The organism is Christensenella hongkongensis (assembly GCF_000981035.1).
GTDB classification, from domain to species: Bacteria; Bacillota; Clostridia; order Christensenellales; family Christensenellaceae; genus Christensenella; species Christensenella hongkongensis.
On sequence record NZ_LAYJ01000105.1, the window covers coordinates 39,663 to 61,850 of the forward strand.

Annotated in this window: 21 protein-coding genes; 18 read left to right on the forward strand and 3 right to left on the reverse strand. The window is 48.6% G+C overall.

From position 1 onward, the window contains the following. The first annotated feature begins 102 nt into the window (after window positions 1-102). The 12 genes from CHK_RS09655 (at window position 103) to CHK_RS09710 (ending at window position 12,853) form a co-directional block, all read left to right on the forward strand. Window positions 103-1,179 carry a LacI family DNA-binding transcriptional regulator gene (locus CHK_RS09655; protein ID WP_046443851.1) on the forward strand — a complete coding sequence of 359 codons (1,077 nt, stop codon included), beginning with the start codon at window positions 103-105 and terminating at the stop codon, window positions 1,177-1,179. Window position 1,180: 1 nt separating this feature from the next. Then, window positions 1,181-2,206: a sugar phosphate isomerase/epimerase family protein gene (locus tag CHK_RS09660; RefSeq protein ID WP_052740498.1), complete on the forward strand. Its 1,026-nt coding sequence runs from the start codon at window positions 1,181-1,183 to the stop codon at window positions 2,204-2,206. Further along, complete coding sequence (locus CHK_RS09665; RefSeq protein ID WP_046443852.1) at window positions 2,203-2,952, forward strand: glutamine amidotransferase; 750 nt, start codon at window positions 2,203-2,205, stop codon at window positions 2,950-2,952. The genes CHK_RS09660 and CHK_RS09665 overlap by 4 nt, the downstream gene beginning before the upstream one ends. Before the next feature lie 103 nt (window positions 2,953-3,055). Beyond that, the gene (locus CHK_RS09670) at window positions 3,056-4,087 is read left to right on the forward strand and encodes a LacI family DNA-binding transcriptional regulator (RefSeq protein WP_046443853.1); all 1,032 of its coding nucleotides are present in this window, start codon (window positions 3,056-3,058) and stop codon (window positions 4,085-4,087) included. 228 nt (window positions 4,088-4,315) lie between these two features. Beyond that, on the forward strand, window positions 4,316-5,410 hold the full coding sequence (locus CHK_RS09675; protein ID WP_082103496.1) for an autoinducer 2 ABC transporter substrate-binding protein: 1,095 nt from the start codon (window positions 4,316-4,318) through the stop codon (window positions 5,408-5,410). Window positions 5,411-5,499: 89 nt separating this feature from the next. Beyond that, window positions 5,500-7,008 carry a sugar ABC transporter ATP-binding protein gene (locus CHK_RS09680; protein ID WP_046443854.1) on the forward strand — a complete coding sequence of 503 codons (1,509 nt, stop codon included), beginning with the start codon at window positions 5,500-5,502 and terminating at the stop codon, window positions 7,006-7,008. Between the two features lie 17 nt (window positions 7,009-7,025). Further along, complete coding sequence (locus CHK_RS09685; RefSeq protein ID WP_046443855.1) at window positions 7,026-8,045, forward strand: ABC transporter permease; 1,020 nt, start codon at window positions 7,026-7,028, stop codon at window positions 8,043-8,045. 15 nt (window positions 8,046-8,060) lie between these two features. Continuing rightward, a complete protein-coding gene (locus CHK_RS09690; RefSeq protein WP_052740499.1) occupies window positions 8,061-9,128 on the forward strand; it encodes an ABC transporter permease in 1,068 nt (355 codons plus the stop codon). Between the two features lie 19 nt (window positions 9,129-9,147). Further along, the gene (locus CHK_RS09695) at window positions 9,148-10,227 is read left to right on the forward strand and encodes a DUF4432 family protein (protein ID WP_052740500.1); all 1,080 of its coding nucleotides are present in this window, start codon (window positions 9,148-9,150) and stop codon (window positions 10,225-10,227) included. A gap of 14 nt (window positions 10,228-10,241) precedes the next feature. Then, window positions 10,242-11,078: a BtpA/SgcQ family protein gene (locus tag CHK_RS09700; protein WP_046443857.1), complete on the forward strand. Its 837-nt coding sequence runs from the start codon at window positions 10,242-10,244 to the stop codon at window positions 11,076-11,078. Beyond that, window positions 11,065-12,009: a ribokinase gene (locus CHK_RS09705; RefSeq protein ID WP_046443858.1), complete on the forward strand. Its 945-nt coding sequence runs from the start codon at window positions 11,065-11,067 to the stop codon at window positions 12,007-12,009. The genes CHK_RS09700 and CHK_RS09705 overlap by 14 nt, the downstream gene beginning before the upstream one ends. Window position 12,010: 1 nt before the next feature. Continuing rightward, a complete protein-coding gene (locus CHK_RS09710) occupies window positions 12,011-12,853 on the forward strand; it encodes a sugar phosphate isomerase/epimerase family protein (protein WP_046443859.1) in 843 nt (280 codons plus the stop codon). Window positions 12,854-13,033: 180 nt separating this feature from the next. On the opposite strand, the gene nox is transcribed toward CHK_RS09710, so the two are convergent. Both nox and CHK_RS09720 read right to left on the reverse strand, forming a co-directional pair. Further along, window positions 13,034-14,365, reverse strand: coding sequence for a H2O-forming NADH oxidase (gene nox, locus CHK_RS09715; protein ID WP_046443860.1), 1,332 nt, complete (start codon window positions 14,363-14,365; stop codon window positions 13,034-13,036). A 185-nt stretch (window positions 14,366-14,550) separates the two neighbouring features. Further along, the gene (locus CHK_RS09720; protein WP_046443861.1) at window positions 14,551-15,459 is read right to left on the reverse strand and encodes an NAD-dependent epimerase/dehydratase family protein; all 909 of its coding nucleotides are present in this window, start codon (window positions 15,457-15,459) and stop codon (window positions 14,551-14,553) included. Between the two features lie 202 nt (window positions 15,460-15,661). On the opposite strand from CHK_RS09720, the gene CHK_RS09725 reads away from it, so the two are divergent. From CHK_RS09725 to CHK_RS09735, 3 genes are read left to right on the forward strand one after another with little or no spacing between them, the layout of a single operon-like run. Further along, on the forward strand, window positions 15,662-16,069 hold the full coding sequence (locus CHK_RS09725; RefSeq protein ID WP_046443862.1) for a Fur family transcriptional regulator: 408 nt from the start codon (window positions 15,662-15,664) through the stop codon (window positions 16,067-16,069). Then, entirely contained in the window at window positions 16,057-16,599 is a 543-nt protein-coding gene (rbr, locus tag CHK_RS09730) for a rubrerythrin (RefSeq protein ID WP_046443863.1), read from the forward strand. The genes CHK_RS09725 and rbr overlap by 13 nt, the downstream gene beginning before the upstream one ends. 28 nt (window positions 16,600-16,627) lie before the next feature. Next, window positions 16,628-18,037, forward strand: coding sequence for a glutamate synthase-related protein (locus CHK_RS09735; protein WP_046443864.1), 1,410 nt, complete (start codon window positions 16,628-16,630; stop codon window positions 18,035-18,037). 47 nt (window positions 18,038-18,084) lie between these two features. On the opposite strand, the gene CHK_RS09740 is transcribed toward CHK_RS09735, so the two are convergent. Next, the gene (locus CHK_RS09740) at window positions 18,085-18,483 is read right to left on the reverse strand and encodes a helix-turn-helix domain-containing protein (RefSeq protein ID WP_082103497.1); all 399 of its coding nucleotides are present in this window, start codon (window positions 18,481-18,483) and stop codon (window positions 18,085-18,087) included. 175 nt (window positions 18,484-18,658) lie between these two features. Here CHK_RS09740 and CHK_RS16640 point away from each other — a divergent pair, with 175 nt between their 5' ends. Genes CHK_RS16640 through CHK_RS09755 form a run of 3 tightly spaced genes read left to right on the forward strand, consistent with a single transcriptional unit; the run spans window position 18,659 to window position 22,063 of the window. Then, window positions 18,659-18,799, forward strand: a complete 141-nt coding sequence (locus CHK_RS16640; protein WP_156415096.1) for a hypothetical protein — start codon at window positions 18,659-18,661, stop codon at window positions 18,797-18,799. Window positions 18,800-18,852: 53 nt separating this feature from the next. After that, entirely contained in the window at window positions 18,853-21,372 is a 2,520-nt protein-coding gene (locus CHK_RS09750) for a dockerin type I repeat-containing protein (protein ID WP_046443867.1), read from the forward strand. Window positions 21,373-21,430: 58 nt separating this feature from the next. Continuing rightward, window positions 21,431-22,063, forward strand: a complete 633-nt coding sequence (locus CHK_RS09755) for a hypothetical protein (protein ID WP_046443868.1) — start codon at window positions 21,431-21,433, stop codon at window positions 22,061-22,063. Window positions 22,064-22,188 lie beyond the last annotated feature (125 nt).

Sequence of the window (22,188 nt, forward strand, 5' to 3'; positions counted from 1 at the left end):
AACATTTTTTAAATAGCGGACAGAAAAAAGTCGAATTTTTAAACAAAGAAGATTTAAAGCGGTTTAATAAATTTCTATCAGGTTCTATCGGAGCATCTGCAGATGATTAAAGACAGGGCAGGAAAAAAAATTACAATCCATGATGTTGCAAGGGAAGCGGAAGTTTCAATTTCGACTGTATCCCACGTTTTGAATGGAACGGCGAAAATTTCAGAAGCAACCCGGCAGCGTGTAATCGATATTGTTCAGCGGTTCAATTATGTGCCAAACGGTTATGGGCTCAAAGTACGGGATAAGGGTTCAAAAGTCCTGGGGGTTATGGTCGCAGACATCAAAAACGAATTTTATGCAAGGTGCGTACAGTCTATTATGAACACGGCCTTACAGGAAAATTATACGACGATGATTTGCGAAATGGCGTTTAACTATAAAAAGGAATGTATGGGCGTGGACGCGCTTCTGGATAAGGGTGTGGACGGTATTATATTTATCGGCGGTTCGATGGATGGAAATATCATCCGCAAGGCAAATAAATCAGTCCCGGTCATGCTGTGCGACAGAAAAATAACCGGGGTATCCCTGCCATCCGTTACAACGGACAACGTAAGCATCATGCGCAGCCTGATTTCGCTGCTGAAAGACTGGGGATATATGAAGATAGGCCTTCTGTCCGAGACGCTGGAAATGGATAACCTCAAAGACCGCTGCCTTGGGTTTAAGGCGGGAATGGAGGAAAACGGCCTGAAGCAATACAAGGAGTTTATGTTGTTCCATCCTGACTTGAAACTCGATAAGGCAACGGCAGCCAACTGTTTCCTGCGCGAATACCTTGAACGTCACGGCACAAGAAAATTGCCGGAGGTATTTGTAACGACAAGCGACCTCATAGCCGCCGGGGCGATTTCAGCATTGAGGGAATATGGAATACGTGTTCCCAATGATATTGGCATTACCGGTTTTGACGACATCTCCCTCGCGGAAAATCTTGATCCGCCGCTTACTACGGTAGCGCAGAACATGGAGGAAATGGGGGTTTACTGCTTTCGGAATATCCTGAGCTTAATTAATGGAACTGCAATCGGGGTTCCGCATAGTGTGATCGATGCCCAGATTGTGATCCGTAAATCCGTAATCGACCGGCGTTTGCCGGTTTGGAGCAAAATGAAAAGGAGCTGTTAGAATGGAGGACAAAATGATGTTTCAACCAAAATATAGTATTATCCTTGCAAATGTTGGAATGTGTGCCGACCGTTATATGAGCGGCGGGTATTCCAGTCCTTATTCGATTGATGAAATGTTTGCGCGTGTTGCATCGGTAGATGGCGTAAGCGGCGTAGAGCTGGTGAGCGACTGGAATATTACGGCAAAAAATGTGGAGCAGATCCGCAAAAATCTTGACGAATACAATCTGAAGCTCGTATCGGTTATTCCCGATCATTTTGGGGAAATGAAGTGGGGCAAGGGAGCCTTTACGTCCAAGGACAGCTCCATACGTAAGCAGGCTGTGGAAGATACCAGGGAACTGATGGATATTACGGCAGAGCTGGGAGGGAACCTCATTAGCCTGTGGCCGGGGCAGGATGGTTACGATTATTATTTTCAGGGCGACTATATCCGTGAGCATGAATGGTTTGCGCAGGGCGTGGCGGAATGCTGCGATTACCGCAAGGACGTCAACATCTCCATAGAATATAAAATCAAAGAACCGCGCAATTTCTCCTATCCCTCCACGATGGCGGTGATTCTGCTGATGCTTGGAAAACTGGGACGGGAAAACAGCGGCGTTACAATCGATTATGGACATGCGCATGTGGCGGGTGAAAATGTTGCGGAGTCTGTTGCGCTTGCAAAGGAATATGGAAATAAACTCCTGCACGTCCATATGAATGACAATTATGGTTTTTGGGATGACGATATGATTGCAGGCTCGATCCATACGATTCCATTTATTGAATTTTTCTACTGGCTGAAAAAAACCGGATACAGCGGCTATATTTCAACGGATCAATACCCTTATCGTGAAGATGGAAGGGACGCGGTGAACGAGACGGTAAGATGGATGGATATTTTTGTTGAACTTGTAAACCGTATCGATGATAAGAAAATGGAAGAGATATTTAAGACGGGAAATGCTTGCGAAGTAAGCGCGATGCTGAGGAACCTGATGTTTGGAGAACAGTTCTGCCGCAAGGGAGGTGCTGAATGAAGGTGCTTTTGGTTGGCGAATCATGGACAGTCCATGAGACGCATATGAAGGGATTTGACATTTTTGACGTATGCCGGCACGAAGAACACTGTGGCGATATGCTGGCAAATGTGCTGAGAAAAGAAGGGATTGATGTTGATTTTATGCCCAGCCATGAGGCGCAGGTCGGCTTTCCCGATACGGTAGATAAGCTGAATGCGTATGACGCGGTCATTTTGAGCGATATCGGCAGCAATACGCTGCTCCTCGCGCCGGACACGTTTTACCGTGGCGTACGCAGCCCCAATAAGCTCAAGGCGCTCGTAGATTATGCGGAGCAGGGCGGAGGTGTTGCAATGATTGGCGGATACCTCAGCTTCGCGGGAATCGATAATAAGGCCCGCTATGCAATGACGCCCCTTGCAAAGGCGCTGCCTGTTGAGATCCTGAGCTATGACGACCGCGTGGAATGCCCGGAGGGAATCGTACCTCAGGTTAAGGATGCTTCACATTCGATTTTTGATGGAGTGGGGAAAGACTGGCCATTTTTCCTTGGATACAACAAAATCAAAGCGAAGAAGGAAGCAAAGGAACTTGCCACAATTAACGAAGACACGTTTATTGCCGTAATGGAGTTTGGCAAAGGACGTACGCTCGCTTTCGCGTCAGATTGCGCGCCGCACTGGGGACCGAAAGAATTTGTGGATTGGCAGAGCTACCAGCTGCTGTTTGGAAATATGGTACGGTGGTTATGCGGGAAAATGTGAATTAAAGCGCTTTAATAAATTCTTGACAATCGAGCCATGATAGAGTTATAGTAAAATTAATTTTTCTATATTTCTTAAAACCGTAGATAAGCGGGGCGGCAAAATGGCGACAACACTCAAGGATATTGCAAAAAAGCTCGGGATTTCGGAAGCGACGGTTTCGCTTGCGCTTAACAACAATTCTCTCGTCAATGAAAAAACGAAAAAACGTGTTCATGCGGCGGCAAAAGAGCTCAAGTATTTTCCCAATATGATTGCCAAAGGTCTCGCAACAAATAAGAGTAATACGATCGGCGTTATTGTACCGGATATCAATATTGTGTTTTATGCCAATATTTTGCGGGCAATCGACGAGGTCGTAAATCGGGCAGGGTACAGCCTTCTTGCGGCAATGTCCAACAGTGATCCGCAGGTCGAAGAAGAGGTTATCAGGACGTTTATCTCCAAAAGGATTGAAGGGATTCTCGTTGTTCCAAGCAACCAGCCCACAAAATTCCTCACCTCTTACCAAAAGGCCCTGCGGGAATACAACATCCCGCTTGTGTATATCACGTCATTGTATACGATTGACGGAATCAGGTATGTAATGGGAGACATCCGGGAAGGCACCTATATGCTCATAAAATACCTGGCAGACCTTGGGCATCGGGATATTGTCTTTATCGGCGGTAATAAGACGGTGCCGACAACCTCGCTGCGGCGGGAAGGATACAGCAGGGCGCTTGGAGAAAAGGGGATTCCGATTCTGGCGAAAAACCTGATTGAATGTGACGATATCCATTATGAACAAGCGGTTCTGGCAACAGAAAACCTGATCAGCAAGCGACGTGATTTTACAGCGATATGCGCGATGAACGATGAAATGGCGCTGGCAGTAATCAATACCCTGCAAAAGGCAGGAATCCGCGTTCCGCAGGATGTGTCGGTGGTTGGATATGATAACACAATTTTTTCCAAAGTATCTATGGTGGAGATTACCTCCATGGATTCCGATATCGAAGGGACCTGCGGGCAGGCGGTGGATATGCTGTTACAAGTCATCCACGGAGAAACTCCAAAAGAACCGCATATTATGACAAGGCCGACCATGATTGAAAGACAGTCATGCGGGCCTGTAAAGGAAAAAAGCAATTAAACGGTCGAAAGATCGTTCCATCAGTAACATAGCTTTCAATGAACCTTGAAGCGTTCCATACAGGAATGCGATTCAAAAACAATCGGCAGTTAAAGTGTTAAGGCAAAGGCGTTAAAAGCGCTTATATAAAATAAAATCGAAATTTAAAGCGCTTTAAATAAATGAGAATATAAAATTTGCCTTTAAATGGCAAAATATAATAAAAGGACCAAACTAAGGAGGAAAAAAATGAAAAAGATTTTGGCAGTTTTATTGGTAATAGTGATGTCTGTTGCACTGTTCACCGCATGCAGCGGCGGGACGGAGCCTGGCGCGTCCGCAAGTGCGGCGGCTTCCTCGGAAGCGTCGGCAGCGGCGAGCACGGAAGCGTCGGCATCCGCTGACGCCGGCGGCAGCGCTGCAAAGGGCGATGGGAACTATACGATTGCCGTTGTTCCCAAGGACAGCACGAACCCATGGTTTGTACGCATGGAGGAAGGCGTTGCGAAATATCAGGAAGAAAATCCCGGTATGACCGTATTCCAGAAAGGGCCTGCGGAGACAGACGCAGCACAACAGATTCAGGTTGTAGAAGACCTGATTGCACAGGGAGTTGACGCACTTTGTGTCGTTCCCCACGATCCGGGCGCAATGGAAGACGTTTTGAAGAAAGCGCGCGACCAGGGAATCGTTGTTGTTACGCACGAAGCATCGTCTATGGAAAACTGCGACTACGACCTGGAAGCATTCAACTATGACGAGTACGGCGCTTACATCATGAATACCCTTGCAGAAGCAATGGGCGGCGAAGGCAAATACATCTGTATGGTTGGCTCCCTCACAAACGACTCGCATAACATGGAAGCGGACGGCGCGATTGCAGCGCAGCAAAAAGATTATCCAAACATGGAGCTGATCGACGAACGTATCGTAACGGACGACAACGCAGAGACGGCTTACCAGAAAGCGAAAGAAGTTCTCAAAAAGTATCCTGACATCAAAGGTTTCGTAGGAACCTCTTCCTTTGACGCTCCCGGCGCAGGCCGTGCAATCGAAGAAGCGGGCCTCATTGGCAAAGTATTCGCGGTTGGTACCGGTATGCCGCAGACGAACAAAGAACTGCTTGACAGCGGCGCGGTTTCCGCCCTGACGCTGTGGGATCCGGCAGACGCAGGTTATGCAATGTGCAAGCTGGCGACCTTGATCCTGAATGGCGAAGAAGTTGGCGCAGGAACAGACCTCGGCTTAAAGGGATATGACGACCTCACGCTCGACGGGCACGTATTGACAGGCAGCGCGTATATCACGCTCACAAAAGAAAATGTAGACGACTATAATTTCTAAGAACTGGGCTTCTTGCAGCGGGCGGCATAAAAGCCGTCCGCTGTAAAAGTCTTTAAACAGTCAAAAAGCGGTGAAAGGATTGGGTATCTATGCAGGATGAATATATTTTAAAAGCCACGGATATCATAAAATCGTTTGCAGGCGTAAAGGCGCTGATGGGAGTTAACCTTGAGATAAAAAAAGGTGAGATACATTGCCTCGCCGGAGAAAACGGTTGCGGAAAATCGACGCTGATCAAAATTATCTCCGGTGTTTACAGCCTGGACAGTGGCAAAGTAGAATTCAATGGAATCGACCAGACGCACCAGCTTTCTCCAATCAATGCGATCATGAATGGAATTCAGGTGATTTATCAGGATTTTTCAATTTTTCCAAATTTATCGGTCATGGAGAATCTGGCGTACAACAGCGAACTCATGCAGAAGAGGAAGTTCGTGAATTGGAAGCGTTTTCGCAGGATCGCCGAAGAAGCGGTCAGTAAAATCAATTTTGACGTAGATCTTGAAGCAAAGGTAGGCACGCTGCCGGTTGCGGATAAACAGCTTGTTGCAATTTCCCGCGCGCTCATCAACAACGCAAAGCTGATTATCATGGATGAGCCTACTACGGCGCTCACCAAAAAGGAAGTTGAGGCGCTTTTCAAAATCATCAAGGACTTGCAGAGCCAGGGAATCGCAATTCTTTTCGTGAGCCACAAGCTCGACGAGGTGTTTGAAATTTCGGAGCGTTTTACCATTCTGCGAAATGGACAGAACGTCAAAGATGGCGATACTTCAGAGCTCGACAGCGATAAATTCACTTATTATATGACAGGACGTCATTTTGAAAACGAGCATTTCACGGCGGAGATTAAAGATGAAAAGCCGGTGCTTGAAGTCAGGAATCTATCGTGCGAAGGCGACTATGAAGACGTTACGTTTGATCTGCGCAAGGGCGAGATTCTTGGAGTGACAGGGTTGCTTGGTTCCGGGCGTACGGAGCTTGCCCTCTCCCTGTTTGGCCTGAAAAAGCCGACGGGAGGCAAGATTTTTATGAACGGAAAGGAAATCAAGCTTACTTCGGTTGAGGAGGCAATGAAAAACAAGATCGGTTATGTGCCGGAAGACCGCCTTACGGAAGGATTGTTCCTGGACCAGTCCATCAGCCGGAATATTGTGATCTCCGAACTCAAAGCGCTTTCCTCAAAGCTTGGCATGATCGATCAGGAGAAGCGGCAGGATGAAGTGAGAAAGTGGGTTGACGAACTGAAGATCAAGGTGGCGGATCCGGATCTGCCCGCATCAACGCTTTCAGGAGGAAACCAGCAGCGTATCGTACTTGCAAAATGGCTGGCGACGAACCCGGAAGTCTTGATCCTCAATGGGCCGACGGTGGGCGTTGATATCGGCTCGAAACATGATATGCACGCCATCCTGCATGAGCTTGCAAAGAGCGGACTTGGAATCATTATCATATCGGACGACCTTCCTGAGGTAATTACCAACTGCAGCCGGGTATTGATTATGCGCGGCGGCAGGATAACAGGAGAAGTCGACCCGCTCCAGGTCACGGAAGCCGACCTCGCAAAACAGGTCACGGACGTTGCCGTGAACGGTTGAGGGAAAGGAGCGAAACTATGAACAAAATAAAAAAACTGACTCATCAGACGGAATTTTATATTTTCCTTGTCATCATCGTTTTGGCACTGATTATACAGGCGCGCAGCAACCAGTTCTTCACAGGGAATAATCTCGTAGACCTTGCCAACGCACTGATTGTTCCCGCATTGTTCAGCATCGGAACATTTATGATCATCGTGTCCGGCGGGATAGACGTGTCATTTCCGGCACTTGCGGCGCTTGCGTCGTATATTGTAACCGTTGTGCTCAATGGAGCAAACTATACTGGGCCGATTGTCGTTCCATTCCTGTTCGCCGGAGCGATCGGGCTTGCGTGCGGCGCGTTCAACGGACTGTTTATCGCAAAGATGCGGCTGCCCGCGCTGATTGCAACGCTGGGTACGCAAAGCGTATTCCGCGGAATCCTGCAGGGGGCGCTCAACGCGCAGCAGATCAATACGCTGCCGCCTTCCATGAAGGAATTCGGGCAGAGCAGCCTGTTTGTTTCACAGAATGCGGAGGGTGTGACATCAATGATGCCGACAGCCTTCCTGGCGCTTGTGGTTGTATTGGTAATCGCGTTTATCATCCTGCGTTATACGATGCTGGGACGCGGGATTTATGCAATCGGCGGGGATGAAAGTTCGGCAAACCGTGCGGGCTTCAAAGTAGTAAAAACGAAATTTTTCGTATATTGTTTCGCAGGCGTTGTTGCCGGTATTACAGGCGTTATCCGTGCGTGCATGATGAACATGGTTCATCCGACAAACATGTTTGGCATGGAAATGACCGTTATTGCGGCAATCGTCCTGGGCGGCACGAGCATTACGGGAGGTACGGGAACCCTTACGGGGACGATCCTTGGTATTTTCCTGTTGACCATGGTACAGAACAGCCTTATTATGCTCGGCGTACCGGCTTACTGGCAGGATTTCATGACGGGCCTTCTGATCATCATCGGTACGGCAGTGTCCTCCGTACAGATACTTCGCAGCCAGAAACAAAGAAAACCCAGCCTTTCAAAGGCGGGATCGTAAGGGAGGAATGATGAGATGAAAAATGATGCTACATTTTCCATGCGAATCAGGAATTGGTATGGGCACGATAAGAATTTTGCGAGGCTTTTGATTATCTTTATATTGGTTGTCGTTGCGTTCAGCATTATCAATCCGTCGAAATTTTTGTCGATAGCCAATTTCCAGTCCATGGTGTACCAGTTTCCGGAATTTGGCCTCATGTCACTCGGTGTTATGCTGACAATGCTCCTTGGAGGAATCGACCTTTCCGTTGTGGGTATGGCAAACCTGACCGCAATTACGGCGGCTTCAACGCTTGTTGCATTTGTGCCGGAAGGGGCAAGCGACGGACAGACAATGATCGTCATCGTGTTTGCGGTAATCCTCGGAATCATAGTGGGCAGCGCGGCGGGGTTCCTGAACGGCAACCTGGTTTCACGGCTCCATATACCGCCGATTCTCGCTACGCTTGGCAGTCAGCAGCTTTTCACCGGTATCGGACTGATTATTACGCAGGGGAGCTCTATCAGCCGCCTGCCCGCAATGTATGCGGAGACCGGGAAGACGCTGGTAGCGGGATTTATTCCGCTGGCGCTGTTCTTTTTTATCGGCGCTGTCATTGTCCTGAGTATTATGCTCAATAAAACGAGGTTCGGAACGAGCCTTTACATGATGGGCTCCAATCCCGTTGCGTCTAAATTCAGCGGGCTCAACAACACGGCGGTGACGAATAAAGCCTATATGCTTTCCGGAACGCTTTCCGCTGTCGCCGGACTGATCATGCTTGTAAACTACAATTCGGCAAAACCGGATTACGGCAGTGCCTACACCCTCCAGTGCATCCTGATCGTCGTGCTGGGCGGCGTGAATCCAAACGGCGGCTTTGGAAAGGTCGGCGGAGTAACGCTTGCGATCCTGATATTGCAGGTGCTTTCTTCAGGACTCAACCTGTTCCCAACCATCAGCAATTTCTACCGCCAGCTGATTTGGGGCGGTGTGCTTCTTGCGGTACTGACGCTTAATTACTTTACCGAGCTCAGAGAGAAGAAGAGAATATCGACTTCCTACAAAAAGGATAAGCCTAAGGAAGCGGCAAAGGTGTAAAAACGGGAGAGGGATGACAATGAAAATAAGATTGAACGAACCGGCGTTTACAGACAGGGAAATGCTGTTTGCAGACGCTGGCGAACTGAAAGCGTACATTTTCCGGTACGAAAGCGGAATCTGCGCGGTTAAAATCGAGAACAGCAAAGGGTATATCACGGTACTCCCTTTCGACGGGCAAATGGTGTGGGACGCAGTTTTCTGCGGCCGCTCCCTGAAAATGCAAACGAGCTTTGATATGCCGCGCAGACGTGAGATTTTTCGCGATACCTACGGCTGCTATGTGATGCACTGCGGCGCGCTTGCAATGGGATGCCCCTCGCCGGAAGACGACCATGGGCACCATGGCGAATTGCCATATGTGAGATATGACAGGGCGTTCGTCGTGAGCGGGGAAGACGAAAAGGGCCGTTATATGGGCGTAACGGGGGAATACGAATACAATCGCGCGTTCGGCAGCCACTATATGGCGCGGCCTGTTGCAAGGGTATATGAAGGAAGTACGCTCATCGATGTCGGAATTGAGATCGAGAATATGGCGTCGCATCCGATGGACCTGATGTATATGTGCCATGTCAACAACGCACCGGAACCGGGAGCTGAAATTTTCCAGACGCTTGCGTGGACGAAGGAAAATATGGTTGTCCGGGTAAGTATTCCGCAATACAACGAGCCCGATCCCGCATTTATGGAGCTTCTTGACCGGGTTCAAAAGGATGTGTCGGTTACACGCGTGATAGGTGAAGGAGATGTATATGATCCGGAAATCGTGCTGTTCCTGCGCGGCGTGCAAGGCGATGAAAACGGAAAGGCGCATTTCCTGTATATGCACAAAGATGGTTCGGCGGATTATACGACGTATGATGCGGCGGTATTAAACCGCGGGGTGCGCTGGATGGTGAACCATAAAGACTGGAAATCAATGGGCATGGTACTTCCTGCGACAGCAGAGCCAGAGGGCTATCTCGCGGAAAAAGAAAAAGGTAACGTACGCATTTTGCCCGGAAAAGAAACCTTCCGCGCGGATGTTACGGTTGGCTGTCTTGCGCCAGAAGATGCCCGGCGAATCAAGCATAAGATCGAAACGGTCATGAAATAAGGAGACGAGAAGCGATGGGGCAGGACTTGAAATCAATTTTTACTTATGAAAAACCGATTATCGGCATGGTACATTTGCGGCCGCTTCCCGGCTCGCCGATGTATGATAAAAAGAATATGTGTATGCAGCAGATCATCGACACCGCCGTTCAGGAGGCGCGGCTTTTGGAAGAAGGCGGTGTGGATGGACTGCAAATTGAAAACATATGGGATTATCCCTATGTAAAGGGAGAAGACATCAGTGACGAGACGATTGCGGCAATGACGGCTGCCGCGGTGAATGTAAAACAGAACGTTAAAATTCCGATTGGGGTAAATTGCCATCTTAACGGTGCACAGCAGGCGCTTGCAATCGCGGTTGCCGCAGAGGCCCGCTGGATTCGTGTGTTTGAATGGGTGAACGCCTATGTTTCCCATGCGGGCATCCTCGAGGGAGTGGGCGGCAGGCTTTCAAGACGCCGCACTGCGCTTGACGCACGCGACGATGTATTGTTCCTGTGCGATGTGAACGTAAAGCATGGGAGCCACTTTATCATTTCCGACAGGACGCTTGCTGAGCAGGCGAACGATGCGGTCACAGAAGGGGCTGAAGCGCTTATTGTTACCGGCTTTGAAACGGGGATTGCTCCCACGCCCGAAAAGGTGCGTGAATTTTCGGAGCATGTGGATGTGCCGGTATTCCTTGGAAGCGGTACGACAAAAGAAAATGTGCGGGAGTTATTGAAGTATTCGGACGGCGCAATCGTTGGGAGCTATTTCAAGGAAGCTAATCATTGGAAAAATCCAGTGAGTCTGGAGCGTACCAAGGGATTCATGGAACAGGTATGGAGTATGCGTAATGAAAAAGCATAAGAATCGTATATTGTGCATGGGCAGCATCAACATGGACCTGACAATGTTCATGGAGCGCCTGCCTGAACCTGCCGAAACGGTGGCGACAGATAATTTTGCAACTTACCCGGGCGGAAAAAGCGGGAATCAGGCGGTAGCGGCGGCACGACTGGGCGGGGAAGTTGGATTTTTCGGCAAGCTGGGCGACGACATGTTCAGCAAGGAGCTGCTTGCAGCCATGCAGGCGGATGGGGTTGAAACCTCAAATATCCTTATTGAACCGGGGGCGACAGCAGGCGTTGCAATGATTCGGATTGATGCGGAAGGAATCAATTCAATTTCTTTTACGCCGGGTGCAAACGCCCTGATCAGGCCGGAAGATGTACAGGAACACGAAACGTTATTTGAACAATATGGTTTTTTACTGATTACTGCCGAGATTCCCGCAGACACCCTGTTTGCGGCGATACGTATGGCAAAAATCAAAGGAATGACGGTTGTAATGGATCCTGCTCCTGTTCCAAAGGAACCGATCCCGAGGGATATTCCGCCTATGGTAGATTTTATTAAGCCAAATGAAATTGAAGCAGGGCAGATTGCAGGGATAAAGGTAACCGATAACGCAACGGCAATAGAATGTATGAAAGCTCTGCGCGAAATGCGCTTCCAAAATCCGCTTATCACACTTGGAAAAGACGGGTGCCTGGCATGGAATGGGGAAAATACGCGAAAGTTTTTGCCGCCTGATGTGGAGGCTGTCGATACTACGGCAGCAGGCGACGTTTTTCTTGGCGCGTTTACAGCCGCGCTTTCGAATGGCAGGGAAATCGCTGAGGCTGTTGAATTTGCTTCGGTTGCGTCTGCGATGAGCACAACCTTGAAGGGCGCGCAGACCTCGATTCCAACGCGCAGCCAGGTGGAAGAATTTATGCGGCAGGAAAGGAAAAGATAAAATGAAATTAGGAATACACGCATATGAATGGTGCGGCGAATGGTCGAATGACACGCTGGATATCATCGATAAAGTAAAGGAATGGGGCTTCGATTTTATTGAAATTCCACTGATGCGCCTTGATCTTTTCGATCCCAGGGCGGTAAAGGAACGTCTCGACGGTTTTGGAGTGACAACATCAAACGTACTGCTTTCGGACAACGTGGATGTTACCTCCTTTGATCCGGAAATACGGAAAAATGGGGTGAATTACCTGAAGGATTGCGTCAAGGCGTCCGCCGAAGCAGGCGCAAAAATGTTTTCCGGAGTGATCTATTCCCAGTATATGAAGGACGCTAAAAAAATGCCCTCAGGGGAAGAGTGGAAGTTCAGCGCGGACAGCCTGCGTGAAGTTGCGCGGTATGCCGCGGATTTCGGTATGTCGATTGCATTTGAACCGGTTACGCGGTATGAATCCTATTTGCTCAATACGGCTGAGCAGGCGGTGCGGCTGGTGGATATGATCGGGGAACCAAACGTATTTATCCATCTCGATTCCTATCACATGAATGTGGAGGAAAAGAACTTCCATGATGCGGTTGTAACAGCGGGAAGCAGGCTTGCCAATTTTCATATGTGCGAAAATGACAGGGGAATCCCGGGGACGGGACATGTGGATTGGGACGGTATTTTCCAGGCCTTCAAGGAGATCGGGTTCAACGGTTACCTTGGGTTTGAAGGGTTTTCCGACTGTACGGATAATATGAGTACGTGGGTATGGCGTAAACTGGCGCCGGACGGAGATACCTTTGTACGTGAGAGTATTGATTTTGCAAGAAAAATGATACAGAAATACGATCTTTGATACGTTTGCCTTCTATGTTCCTATTGCTGTTTGCTTCGGAAAGCGTTCGGATAAAAGAAATGTATTGTCAAAGAAGCAAAGGCAGGCGGCACGCTTGAAATAAAAATAAAAAAGCGGCGGCTATATCAAAAAGAGGCTGTCTCAGTTATATGCCAAGACAGCCTCTTTTTTGTGCTGTTTTTATTCTGCGCCAAGTGCAGCCATCGTAATATAATTATACGGTTGGTTGAAATGCGGGAGGAAGAAGATGTCGAGCAACTTCAGTTTATCGATTGTAACGCCTTCCTCGATTGCGAGGGAGAACATATGGATACCCATTGAGATGTCCTCATAAGAAGCAATCTGCGCTCCAACAACCCGGCGCGAGCCCTTTTCGTATACAATACGGATTTTTACACGTTTGTTATCGTGAATGAACGCAGGTTTCTGCAAATCTTCATAATCCGTGTAAAGCACGTCGATACCGGCTTTTTCGGCAGCCTTGAGGTTTAGCCCTGTTGAAACCATATTGTAACCGTAAATGCTGATGCCGTTCGAGCCCTGCACGCCCGCAGATTCAAGCGGGGTACCGCACGCGTTATGCGCCGCAACAATGCCGCTGCGTACCGCGTTGGTGGCAAGCGCAATATATGCAGGGGCACGCAGGGCGTTGCTGTATACTGTCGCGCAGTCGCCCACCGCGTAAACGCCCGGAAGACTCGTCTCCTGATGAAGGTCTACAACGATTGCGCCATTTTTGAATAATTCAAGCTGATCCTTTGCGAGCTTGTTGTTTGGAATAAAGCCGATTGCCATAATGACAAGCTCTGCCTGGTATTCGCCCTTATCCGTCACGATAGAGCTGACTTTTTTGTCGCCCTTGATTTCTTTTACGATTTCACCAAAATGCAGGTCAATACCATTTTCGGAAAGCACCTGATCCATATCGTGCGTAAACCATGGATCGTAATAGCTGGAAAGGGAAGTGTCCTGCGCTTCAAAGAGCATCGCGTTTTTTCCGCGGCGGCGAACAGCTTCCGCAATCTCAACACCGATATACCCTGCGCCTACCACAGCGACATTTTTGATGCTGTCGTCGTCAAGCGCGGCATTGATGCGCTGCCCATCCTGAAAAAGTTTTACGACGTCAACGTTTTCAAGCTCAAGCCCGCTGATTTTGGGAATGATTGGGAGGGAACCGGTTGCGAGGATGAGTTTGTCGTAATCTTCCACGATTTCCTTGCCGTCCTTACCGGACGCATAAACTTTCTTTCCTGCAAAGTCAATATTCGTAACCTCGGTTTCCATATATACCTTTGCATGTTTTTTCTCGAAGACATCCTGCGAACAATAAAACAGGCCGTCTGTTCCTTCGATCTGGCGGCCAACCCACAGTGCCGTGCCGCAGCCAAGGTAGCTGATGTTGGAGTTCCTGTCGATAATCACCAGCTCATTATCCGGATATTGATCCAGGATTGTGTTTGCCGCGGCTGTACCCGCATGGTTTGCACCGACCAAAACAATTTTACTCATTTCTATACCCTCTCTTTCAATGGCCGTTTTAAATTTTGATGAAATCAGACCATATAAATGATTAATACCCGTTTTCAGCGGTATTACACGATTTTTTGATGAAAAAACAAAAATATTATTGAAATATAAAAAGCCGGAAGGGAATCCGGCTTCAGATCAGCTTGCCTGAACGGCGCGGTGTTGGATTACAGGCGGTGCACCTGTTTGTATACGTCAAAGGTCTCGCGCATCCCCCTGGTAAAAGCGGTGTATTCAAAATCAAAATCCTTCGATGCTTTTTCGCCGGAAAATAAGTCGTTCTGGTCGAGCGGAAAGGGAAGGGGAATCTCCTGTGCATAAACATTCTGGATTGTGACGGGCCTTGTTGGCAAATTTTGTCCAATCGCGTCTTCCAGCGTTTTTAACAGAGAGGCGTAGGATATTTCCTCCGGTGCGGAAAGCTGGTATATATTATGGCGTGCCTTTTCATTGCCGATACATTTCATGATGATACGCGCGATGTCTTTCACGTATACGAACTGGAAACGGGAATAAGAATCGATGGGAACCGGAATGGGCTTTTTTTGCCGCCACAGGTCAAAATAGAAGGATTCACGCGGCGCGTAATTATAAGGGCCATAAACGTAAGCGGGGCGCAGAATAGTATCGGAAAGGGCGGAGCGATTCGCATAATCCGCAAGCTCTTTTTCAAGCAACATTTTATCATAGGAATATTGCTCCACAGGATTCCTGGGTTTTGTATCCACAAGGGGCGAAGACTCTGTGCGGGATTCATTCCCCGGCTTTGCAACGCTGCAACTGCTGATATAAATATACTGTCTCGTATTTTGATCTATTATGTCGAGTATAGAGGCGATATCCCCCGGTTGGTAAGCACAAAAATCAATTACCGCGTCAAATGAAAGTCCGCCGACGCAATCTGAAAACATGGCTGCATCGTGGCGGTCACATATATGTTGTATTATGCCTTTCTGCCTGAAGGGGAAGCGTCCGCGGTTCAGTACGTGAAGCTCGTATTCATTTGTCTGCAACGCCAGAAGGGAAAAAATGCGCCCGATAAAATAGCTGCCGCCGATTGCCAGAATTTTTTTCATGAGGTGATTCCTCTCGTTTTCCTTTCATTATAATAAAGAAATAGCCTGAATGTAAAGGCCGGTTGGCGCGGATTATGCGATGAAAGAGAACGGCAGGCCAATAAATATCCTGTTTTATTTAAAAAAGAAGAAAAAGGATTGACAAAGCGTCACTATTGATATATTATACTAATAAAGAATAATTACTAATAAGGAAATGGAAATGGAAACAAGGAATACGATGCAAAAAAGCATCATATTGGAACAGCTTAAAAAGCTGCAGCATCCGACAGCGGACGAGGTGTATGGCGCCGTTGTGAAGGTGCATCCAAGTATAAGTAAAGCGACTGTGTACCGCAACCTGGGTGCAATGTCTGAAAAAGGCGCCATTTCCCGCGTAAAAATACCGGATGGGGCGGATCGCTTTGATAAAACGCTGGAAAAGCATTATCATATCCGGTGCAGCGAATGCGGGAAGGTATTCGATGTCGATATGCCATATCTTTCGAAACTGGAAGATGAAATACGCGATACGCACGGATTTGATATCGAAGGACATGAGATTGTATTTGTCGGGGTTTGCCCCGGCTGCAAAATAAAGAAACGAGGTATGAAAGAATGGAAAATTTAAAAGGAACGAAAACGGAAGCGAACCTGCAGGCAGCATTTGCAGGAGAATCCCAGGCAAGGAACAAATATACTTATTATGCTTCCAAGGCAAGGAAGGAAGGATATAATCAGATTGCGTCGATCTTTGAAGAAACGGCAGGGAACGAAAAAGAGCATGCAAAAATCTGGTTTAAGCTGTTGCATGAAGGCGATATTCCCGGAACGGAAGCAAATCTGGAAGACGCTGCAAACGGTGAAAACTACGAGTGGACGGATATGTACGCAACCTTTGCAAAGGAAGCAAAGGAAGAGGGCTTTGACCGCATTGCATATTTATTTGAAATGGTCGGCAAGATTGAAAAAGAGCATGAGGAACGGTATCGTAAGCTGCTTGAAAACCTCAACGACGGACTTATTTTCTCCCGCGATGGCGATATGATTTGGCAGTGCGCAAACTGCGGACACATTGTAATCGGCCAGAAGGCTCCGCAGCTTTGCCCGGTATGCGCGCATCCACAGGCATATTTCCAGATCAAAGCTGAAAATTATTAATGAAGGCATAGTGAAAGGGTTGGATTGAATGGCGAAATATGTTTGTGCCCTTTGCGGCAATACGTATGACGAGGAAACAGAAGGAGTGCTGTTTGCCGATCTATCCGGGGATTGGGTTTGCCCTGTGTGTATGGGGCCAAAATCGATGTATAAGGGAGCGGATGGCGGTATGCAGGCCGCTGTGCAGGCGAAAGCCGCTCCAGTGGAACAGGAAGGGAATTCTCTTGCCTGGCCGGAGGAGTTCGTACAGCACGACGGAGGAATCCTCGACGAGATCCACGCCATGGCGGAAACTGGCAAATCGATCACCGAACCGATGAATACGCAAAAACAGGTTCCGGGTTTTGAAGAGATCGTACTTTTGGGCGCGCAGCTTGCAACGGCGCCGCTTGATGAAAATGAGCCGGTGAGCCTTGAAACGGTGATTGGCAAGCGGGCAAAAAAACCAATGGTTTTGAATAGTCCGGTTTACATTTCGCATATGAGCTTTGGCGCGCTTTCCAAAGAAACCAAGATTGCGCTTGCAAAGGGGAGCGCTATAGCGCAGACCGCCATTTGCAGCGGAGAGGGAGGCATTCTTCCTGAGGAAAAGGAGGCGGCGTACCGTTATATTTTTGAGTATGTGCCGAATCTTTACAGTGTGACGGATGAGAACCTGCAAAGCGCGGATGCGATTGAAATCAAGATTGGCCAGGGTACAAAACCCGGTATGGGAGGTCATTTGCCGGGTGAGAAGGTAGTCGGCGAAATTGCGCGGATACGCAACAAGCCGGAAGGGAAGGATGTAATCAGCCCGTGCAGGTTTGATTGTGTCAACTGCCCGCAGGATTTGGAAAAACTGGTTGGCGAGTTGCGCGAACGCAGTGGAGGAAGGCCGATTGGCGTAAAAATAGCGGCGGGGCATATTGAAAAGGACATGCAGTACATTGCCCAGGCACAGCCGGATTTTATTACCATTGACGGGCGGGGCGGAGCTACAGGCTCGTCGCCGAAATTTCTGAAGGACTCGACGAGCGTGCCGACCGTATATGCGTTGTATCGCGCGAAGAAATTCCTGCGGGATCATAACCTCGATATCGATCTTGTGATCACAGGAGGACTTCGCACGAGCGGCGATTTTGCGAAAGCGATCGCAATGGGAGCTGACGCAGTGGCGATTGCATCTGCGGCGTTGATCGCGCTTGGCTGTCAGCGGTATCGCGTATGTCATAAAGGGACCTGCCCTATGGGCATCGCAACGCAGGATCCGGAGCTTCGTGCACGTCTTCTGGTAGAAAAAGGGGCGCAGCGTGTGGGCAATTTCCTGAATGTAGCGGCAGAAGAGCTGCGCGCGTTTGCACGGTGTACCGGGCACGGGAACATCCACGAGCTTTCAATGGACGATATCGAAACGACAAGCTCGGAATTATCAGGGCATACCGATATCAGACATGTATAAACAATAGCAAAAAAAGAATCGTAGCGGTAAAACGCTTCGGTTCTTTTTTATTTTTTGTGAGAAATATTCTTTTTGGGGGATTCTTCCTTAACGAGCTTATTTTGCGTCACCAGTAAGTCTTTTGCAATTTTTACAAGAAAATCCTGCGATTCGGGAAGCAGCTTTTCGAAAATGTCGATGAATTCTTTATCATAACAGGAAACAAGGAACATTTCGCCTTCGCCGGTGCGAAGCCATTTTTCGTTGACGTGGAATTCAGAGCAAATAATTTTGATATGTTTATCACTGAATTTCCGTTTTCCAACCTCTATCATCGCCAAAGAAGACTGGCTCAGGCCAAGTCTTTTGGAAAATTCCATTTGATTCATATGTAATGCGTTTCGTATTTCCTTTATTCGTTGATACAAACTTTCATCGCCTCTCAAAGAATGCTTCAATTTTACCATAGATTAAATAATTACACAACATGATATAAAAGCTCAAAATAGGCGCTGCCTCAGTGGAATAGGAAGAATAACGGATTTTCACGTATTATTACAAATAGATTAAAATATATTGACTTTTAATGTGTAAGTGATTAAAATGAAGTTGTGGATAAAATGCGATGGGGATGAGATTGATATGAAAAATTACGATGCCCGGTTACACGAAATCAAAATAATCTATTCCCGGCTTACGATTGAAAATAAATGGAAGCTTTTATTGCTGGCAAAAGACATCAAGAATATACAGGAGGGCAAAAATAAGAGAATTATGAAATAAATTTTTTTTACACCATACAGTCACGAAAAACAAAATTATAGGGAGGAAGAAAGATGAAGAAAAAATTGATTGCGTTATTAGTTGCGGCGCTTATGGTCGTTACTATGCTGCCCGCAATGGCATTGGCAGAGCCGGCTGCACAGTCCGGGGATGCGTTTACACCGCTTACGGGAACGCAAAACGAGAAGGATGATGCGGATTTACAAGTGAATCCGGACGAAAGGAGTTCCGAGGCTGCGATTCAGGATGAGGCCAGCGACGAAAGTGAAACCGCGAAACCAAGCACAGGAGTAACTTTCAAAGCGCTTAACGGAAGTACGGACGCTTTTGGTAAGCAAGTATCGGAATTTGTCGGGAAAGACCTCAGCTTCAGCGTAAGTGAGGACAATAAGATCGTGCCGGAAGGCGCGCTCAACTATATCACTGGGTTTGAGGCGTTCAATGAAACGGAGCCGGACCAGCAGAATGGTTATTACCTGCCGTTTGGGGTAGAGCTTCCCCAGGGGAGTTTTCCGAATGTAAGGGTAACTCTGAACGGACGCGGCGGGGAAAAGGATATTACGAACGATCCTGAATGCCTGGTATTGCTTCCGGAAGACCAGGAAAAACCGATCAGTGTAGCGGTCGACCTTGATGGCGATGGAGCGGAATATGGCGAAACGGTTTACACGTTTGATTACAGCAGGCTCCAGCTTGGCGAGGACAGCGCAGTGTCGATCACGCGCGATCCGAGTCCGGCAGGGGGAACCGGCGGAGTGGACTGTACTTTTGATGATACAGCACTTGCAAGCGATCATACGGTTAAATTCACAGGAACTGTCGACTGGTATGCGGCGGATAAAAGCCTCGGACGCACTGCGGGAAACCGCGTTGGCGTGGAAATCAAAGCCCCCGAAACAATAACCGATTTTTCCAAAGCAACGGTCAGGTTTGGCACAAATGATCAAACGTATACCTGGGAGGAAGTACAGGACGGCGATGATTTCTTCTGGTGGTATCCGCTTGTCAAAGAAGACGCGAAAGAATTTACTTTCACGATTGACTGGGACGGCGAGAATGGCATGGTATATGCGCCTACCACTTATACGGTCGACTGCACTGGCGTAACAACGCTTCGCAGCAATGCGGCAACAAACGCAAACGTTAAATTTATTGACAGCACGAACTGGAAGACGGCGCAGGATGTCAGCGCGAGCGTAAGGCCGGTCGACCTTCCGTGGTTCGAGATTTCGTATACAAGAGACCTCGCCAATATGAGCACTGCAAACAAAGCTGCACTTAAGGCTGTGATTACGGTAGAAAACGCTAATATCACTGCGGATGGAGACCATAAGTCGGATGTGTTCGACGGCGGCTCCAATGTGTTTACGGATGGGAAGGCTGTATTTACCAGAACGGTGAACAGCGAGAACGGGAACGATGGATATTTCCAGGCGGTACTGGGAGAGCTCGTTAACGGAACGAACCATGATTTTCTGGGAATCCCGGCAGATAAGCAGGAGGGAAAATATACCTTTGCGCTGCAACTGCTCGGCGCAGGCGATGAAATCATCGGAGCTTCGGAGCCGGTGGAAATGACATATGGAGCGCCGGCAACGGACGATCTGGTCATGAACCCGGAAGTGCATTTTGTCGACGAAAGCAATTATGACAAACTTGGAGAGGATGGCGGAATATTTGATCCTGCCCATAATGACCTGCCGTGGATTGAGACGACCTTCCAGATCAACAAGAGCATGGTCAAAGATCCGGTGAACTTTGAATTTGAGGTAAAGATAGAAAACAGTCATATCGTGTCAGGCACAACGGCTGCGGTAGACGGCGGCGTGCCGGCAGGAAACGCGTACAGTGACGGATCGGCTACATTTACCCGCACGATAGACCTGTCAAACAGCGCAGCCTATCAGGATCCTACGCGGGATACGATCACACTCAAATACAATGCGGCGATTGGCAGGCAGGTATTTTCCGGCCATAACGATTTCCTTGGGATCGCAGATGCGAACCAGTATGGTGATTATACGGTGACAATCAGCGCGAAAAACGGCGAAACAGTCGGCGACGGGGTTGCAAAGACTTTAGAACCTGTTGTAGCAACCTATGGCGGACATGAATTGAAGCCTGTTGAGCCTTCTGATCCGGACAAAAAAGTTGAGATTTCACAGCCGGAAGAAGGAACGGGTAACCAGTACGTTTCCGGTGGAGGAATCGGTGACGGGACGAAAGACGGGGTTCTGAAAGCAGATGCTGTAGCGGCGCTCTTCAATAACCCGAATGGCGCGATTGCTGTAAAAGACGCTGGCGGCAATGTGCTTGCGGCGGACGCAAACGTAGGAACAGGCTGCATGATCCAGCTTCTGAACGGAAACGGAACGCCATTCCAGACTGTACTGGTAGTAGTACCGGGCGACGTCATGGGAACAGGTGTTGCAAGCATCGGCTCCCTTGTGAAGATGTCGGGCGATATAGCAGGAAATGCCTCGCTTGATGGCGCATACCTGAAGGCAGCGGACATCAACGGCGACGGAAAGGTTTCGATTGGCGACGTTGTAAAGGCTTCCAAGCTGATATAACTGTAGCCACGACAGATTAAGATATTTCAAAAGCAATAAATTCGGAGGATGAACAGAAATGAATAAAAAGAAAAAGATTGTTTTATCGATCGTGCTGGCGGCTGTGCTGGTAATGGCGATGAGCGTTACCGCGTTCGCCGCGGCTCCCTCGGTGAGCGTCAGCAATCCTTCGCCAAACGTTGGCGATACGGTTACCTTTACAGTGAGCTGCCCGTCGGATGTGGCGGGAATCTCCGCGGATATCGCAACAAGCGGACTGCAGTATGTCAGCAAGTCGTCCAATATGGGTAACGAAAGTATGCTGATCACGCTTGGCAACTCCGCTTCCTACACCTATAAGGTAACGGCTGCGGCAGGGGAAACAGTGAGCTTCTCCCTGTCTGGCGTGGTAACGTCCGACGCTTCCGGCAATGAAACAAACGAAACAGGGACGTATGCGGCATCCGCAACGGTGGCAACGCCGGCACAGCCGACAAGCGAGCCCACTTCCCAGCCGACGAGCCAGCCAACCTCAAATCCGGGTTCAAATCCGTCTGCGAGCGCGAGCGCTTCGGCAAAAGCCGGCGGCCTGGACGATGTGCCGAAGACGGGCGATACGACGACAGATATCATGCTGTTTGCGGTGATCGGCCTTGCAGCAGCGGCAACGGTCGCAATCGTTGCGGGCAAAAAGGCACTTTCGCATAAATAAGCCATTCAATAGAAATACAGGCAAAGTACACTGAGATACATACACAGAAAGGCGGGAGGTTTCCCGCCTTATGTGTTTGGGTGGCGGCTTCCGCCACCTTACATGGAGAACAAAAGGAATGAACG

What these genes read in the sequence shown, in the direction of transcription:
- CHK_RS09700 (WP_046443857.1), top strand. Translation starts at nt 10,242, where the DNA reads ATGGGGCAGGACTTGAAATCAATTTTTACTTATGAAAAACCGATTATC.
- CHK_RS09735 (WP_046443864.1), top strand. Translation starts at nt 16,628, where the DNA reads ATGGCGAAATATGTTTGTGCCCTTTGCGGCAATACGTATGACGAGGAA.
- CHK_RS09705 (WP_046443858.1), top strand. Translation starts at nt 11,065, where the DNA reads ATGAAAAAGCATAAGAATCGTATATTGTGCATGGGCAGCATCAACATG.
- CHK_RS09660 (WP_052740498.1), top strand. Translation starts at nt 1,181, where the DNA reads ATGGAGGACAAAATGATGTTTCAACCAAAATATAGTATTATCCTTGCA.
- CHK_RS09755 (WP_046443868.1), top strand. Translation starts at nt 21,431, where the DNA reads ATGAATAAAAAGAAAAAGATTGTTTTATCGATCGTGCTGGCGGCTGTG.
- CHK_RS09740 (WP_082103497.1), bottom strand. Translation starts at nt 18,483, where the DNA reads ATGGTAAAATTGAAGCATTCTTTGAGAGGCGATGAAAGTTTGTATCAA.
- CHK_RS09665 (WP_046443852.1), top strand. Translation starts at nt 2,203, where the DNA reads ATGAAGGTGCTTTTGGTTGGCGAATCATGGACAGTCCATGAGACGCAT.
- CHK_RS09750 (WP_046443867.1), top strand. Translation starts at nt 18,853, where the DNA reads ATGAAGAAAAAATTGATTGCGTTATTAGTTGCGGCGCTTATGGTCGTT.
- nox (WP_046443860.1), bottom strand. Translation starts at nt 14,365, where the DNA reads ATGAGTAAAATTGTTTTGGTCGGTGCAAACCATGCGGGTACAGCCGCG.
- CHK_RS09670 (WP_046443853.1), top strand. Translation starts at nt 3,056, where the DNA reads ATGGCGACAACACTCAAGGATATTGCAAAAAAGCTCGGGATTTCGGAA.
- CHK_RS09725 (WP_046443862.1), top strand. Translation starts at nt 15,662, where the DNA reads ATGGAAACAAGGAATACGATGCAAAAAAGCATCATATTGGAACAGCTT.
- CHK_RS09680 (WP_046443854.1), top strand. Translation starts at nt 5,500, where the DNA reads ATGCAGGATGAATATATTTTAAAAGCCACGGATATCATAAAATCGTTT.
- CHK_RS09695 (WP_052740500.1), top strand. Translation starts at nt 9,148, where the DNA reads ATGAAAATAAGATTGAACGAACCGGCGTTTACAGACAGGGAAATGCTG.
- CHK_RS09675 (WP_082103496.1), top strand. Translation starts at nt 4,316, where the DNA reads ATGAAAAAGATTTTGGCAGTTTTATTGGTAATAGTGATGTCTGTTGCA.
- CHK_RS09720 (WP_046443861.1), bottom strand. Translation starts at nt 15,459, where the DNA reads ATGAAAAAAATTCTGGCAATCGGCGGCAGCTATTTTATCGGGCGCATT.
- CHK_RS09690 (WP_052740499.1), top strand. Translation starts at nt 8,061, where the DNA reads ATGAAAAATGATGCTACATTTTCCATGCGAATCAGGAATTGGTATGGG.
- CHK_RS09685 (WP_046443855.1), top strand. Translation starts at nt 7,026, where the DNA reads ATGAACAAAATAAAAAAACTGACTCATCAGACGGAATTTTATATTTTC.
- CHK_RS09710 (WP_046443859.1), top strand. Translation starts at nt 12,011, where the DNA reads ATGAAATTAGGAATACACGCATATGAATGGTGCGGCGAATGGTCGAAT.
- CHK_RS16640 (WP_156415096.1), top strand. Translation starts at nt 18,659, where the DNA reads ATGAAAAATTACGATGCCCGGTTACACGAAATCAAAATAATCTATTCC.
- rbr (WP_046443863.1), top strand. Translation starts at nt 16,057, where the DNA reads ATGGAAAATTTAAAAGGAACGAAAACGGAAGCGAACCTGCAGGCAGCA.
- CHK_RS09655 (WP_046443851.1), top strand. Translation starts at nt 103, where the DNA reads ATGATTAAAGACAGGGCAGGAAAAAAAATTACAATCCATGATGTTGCA.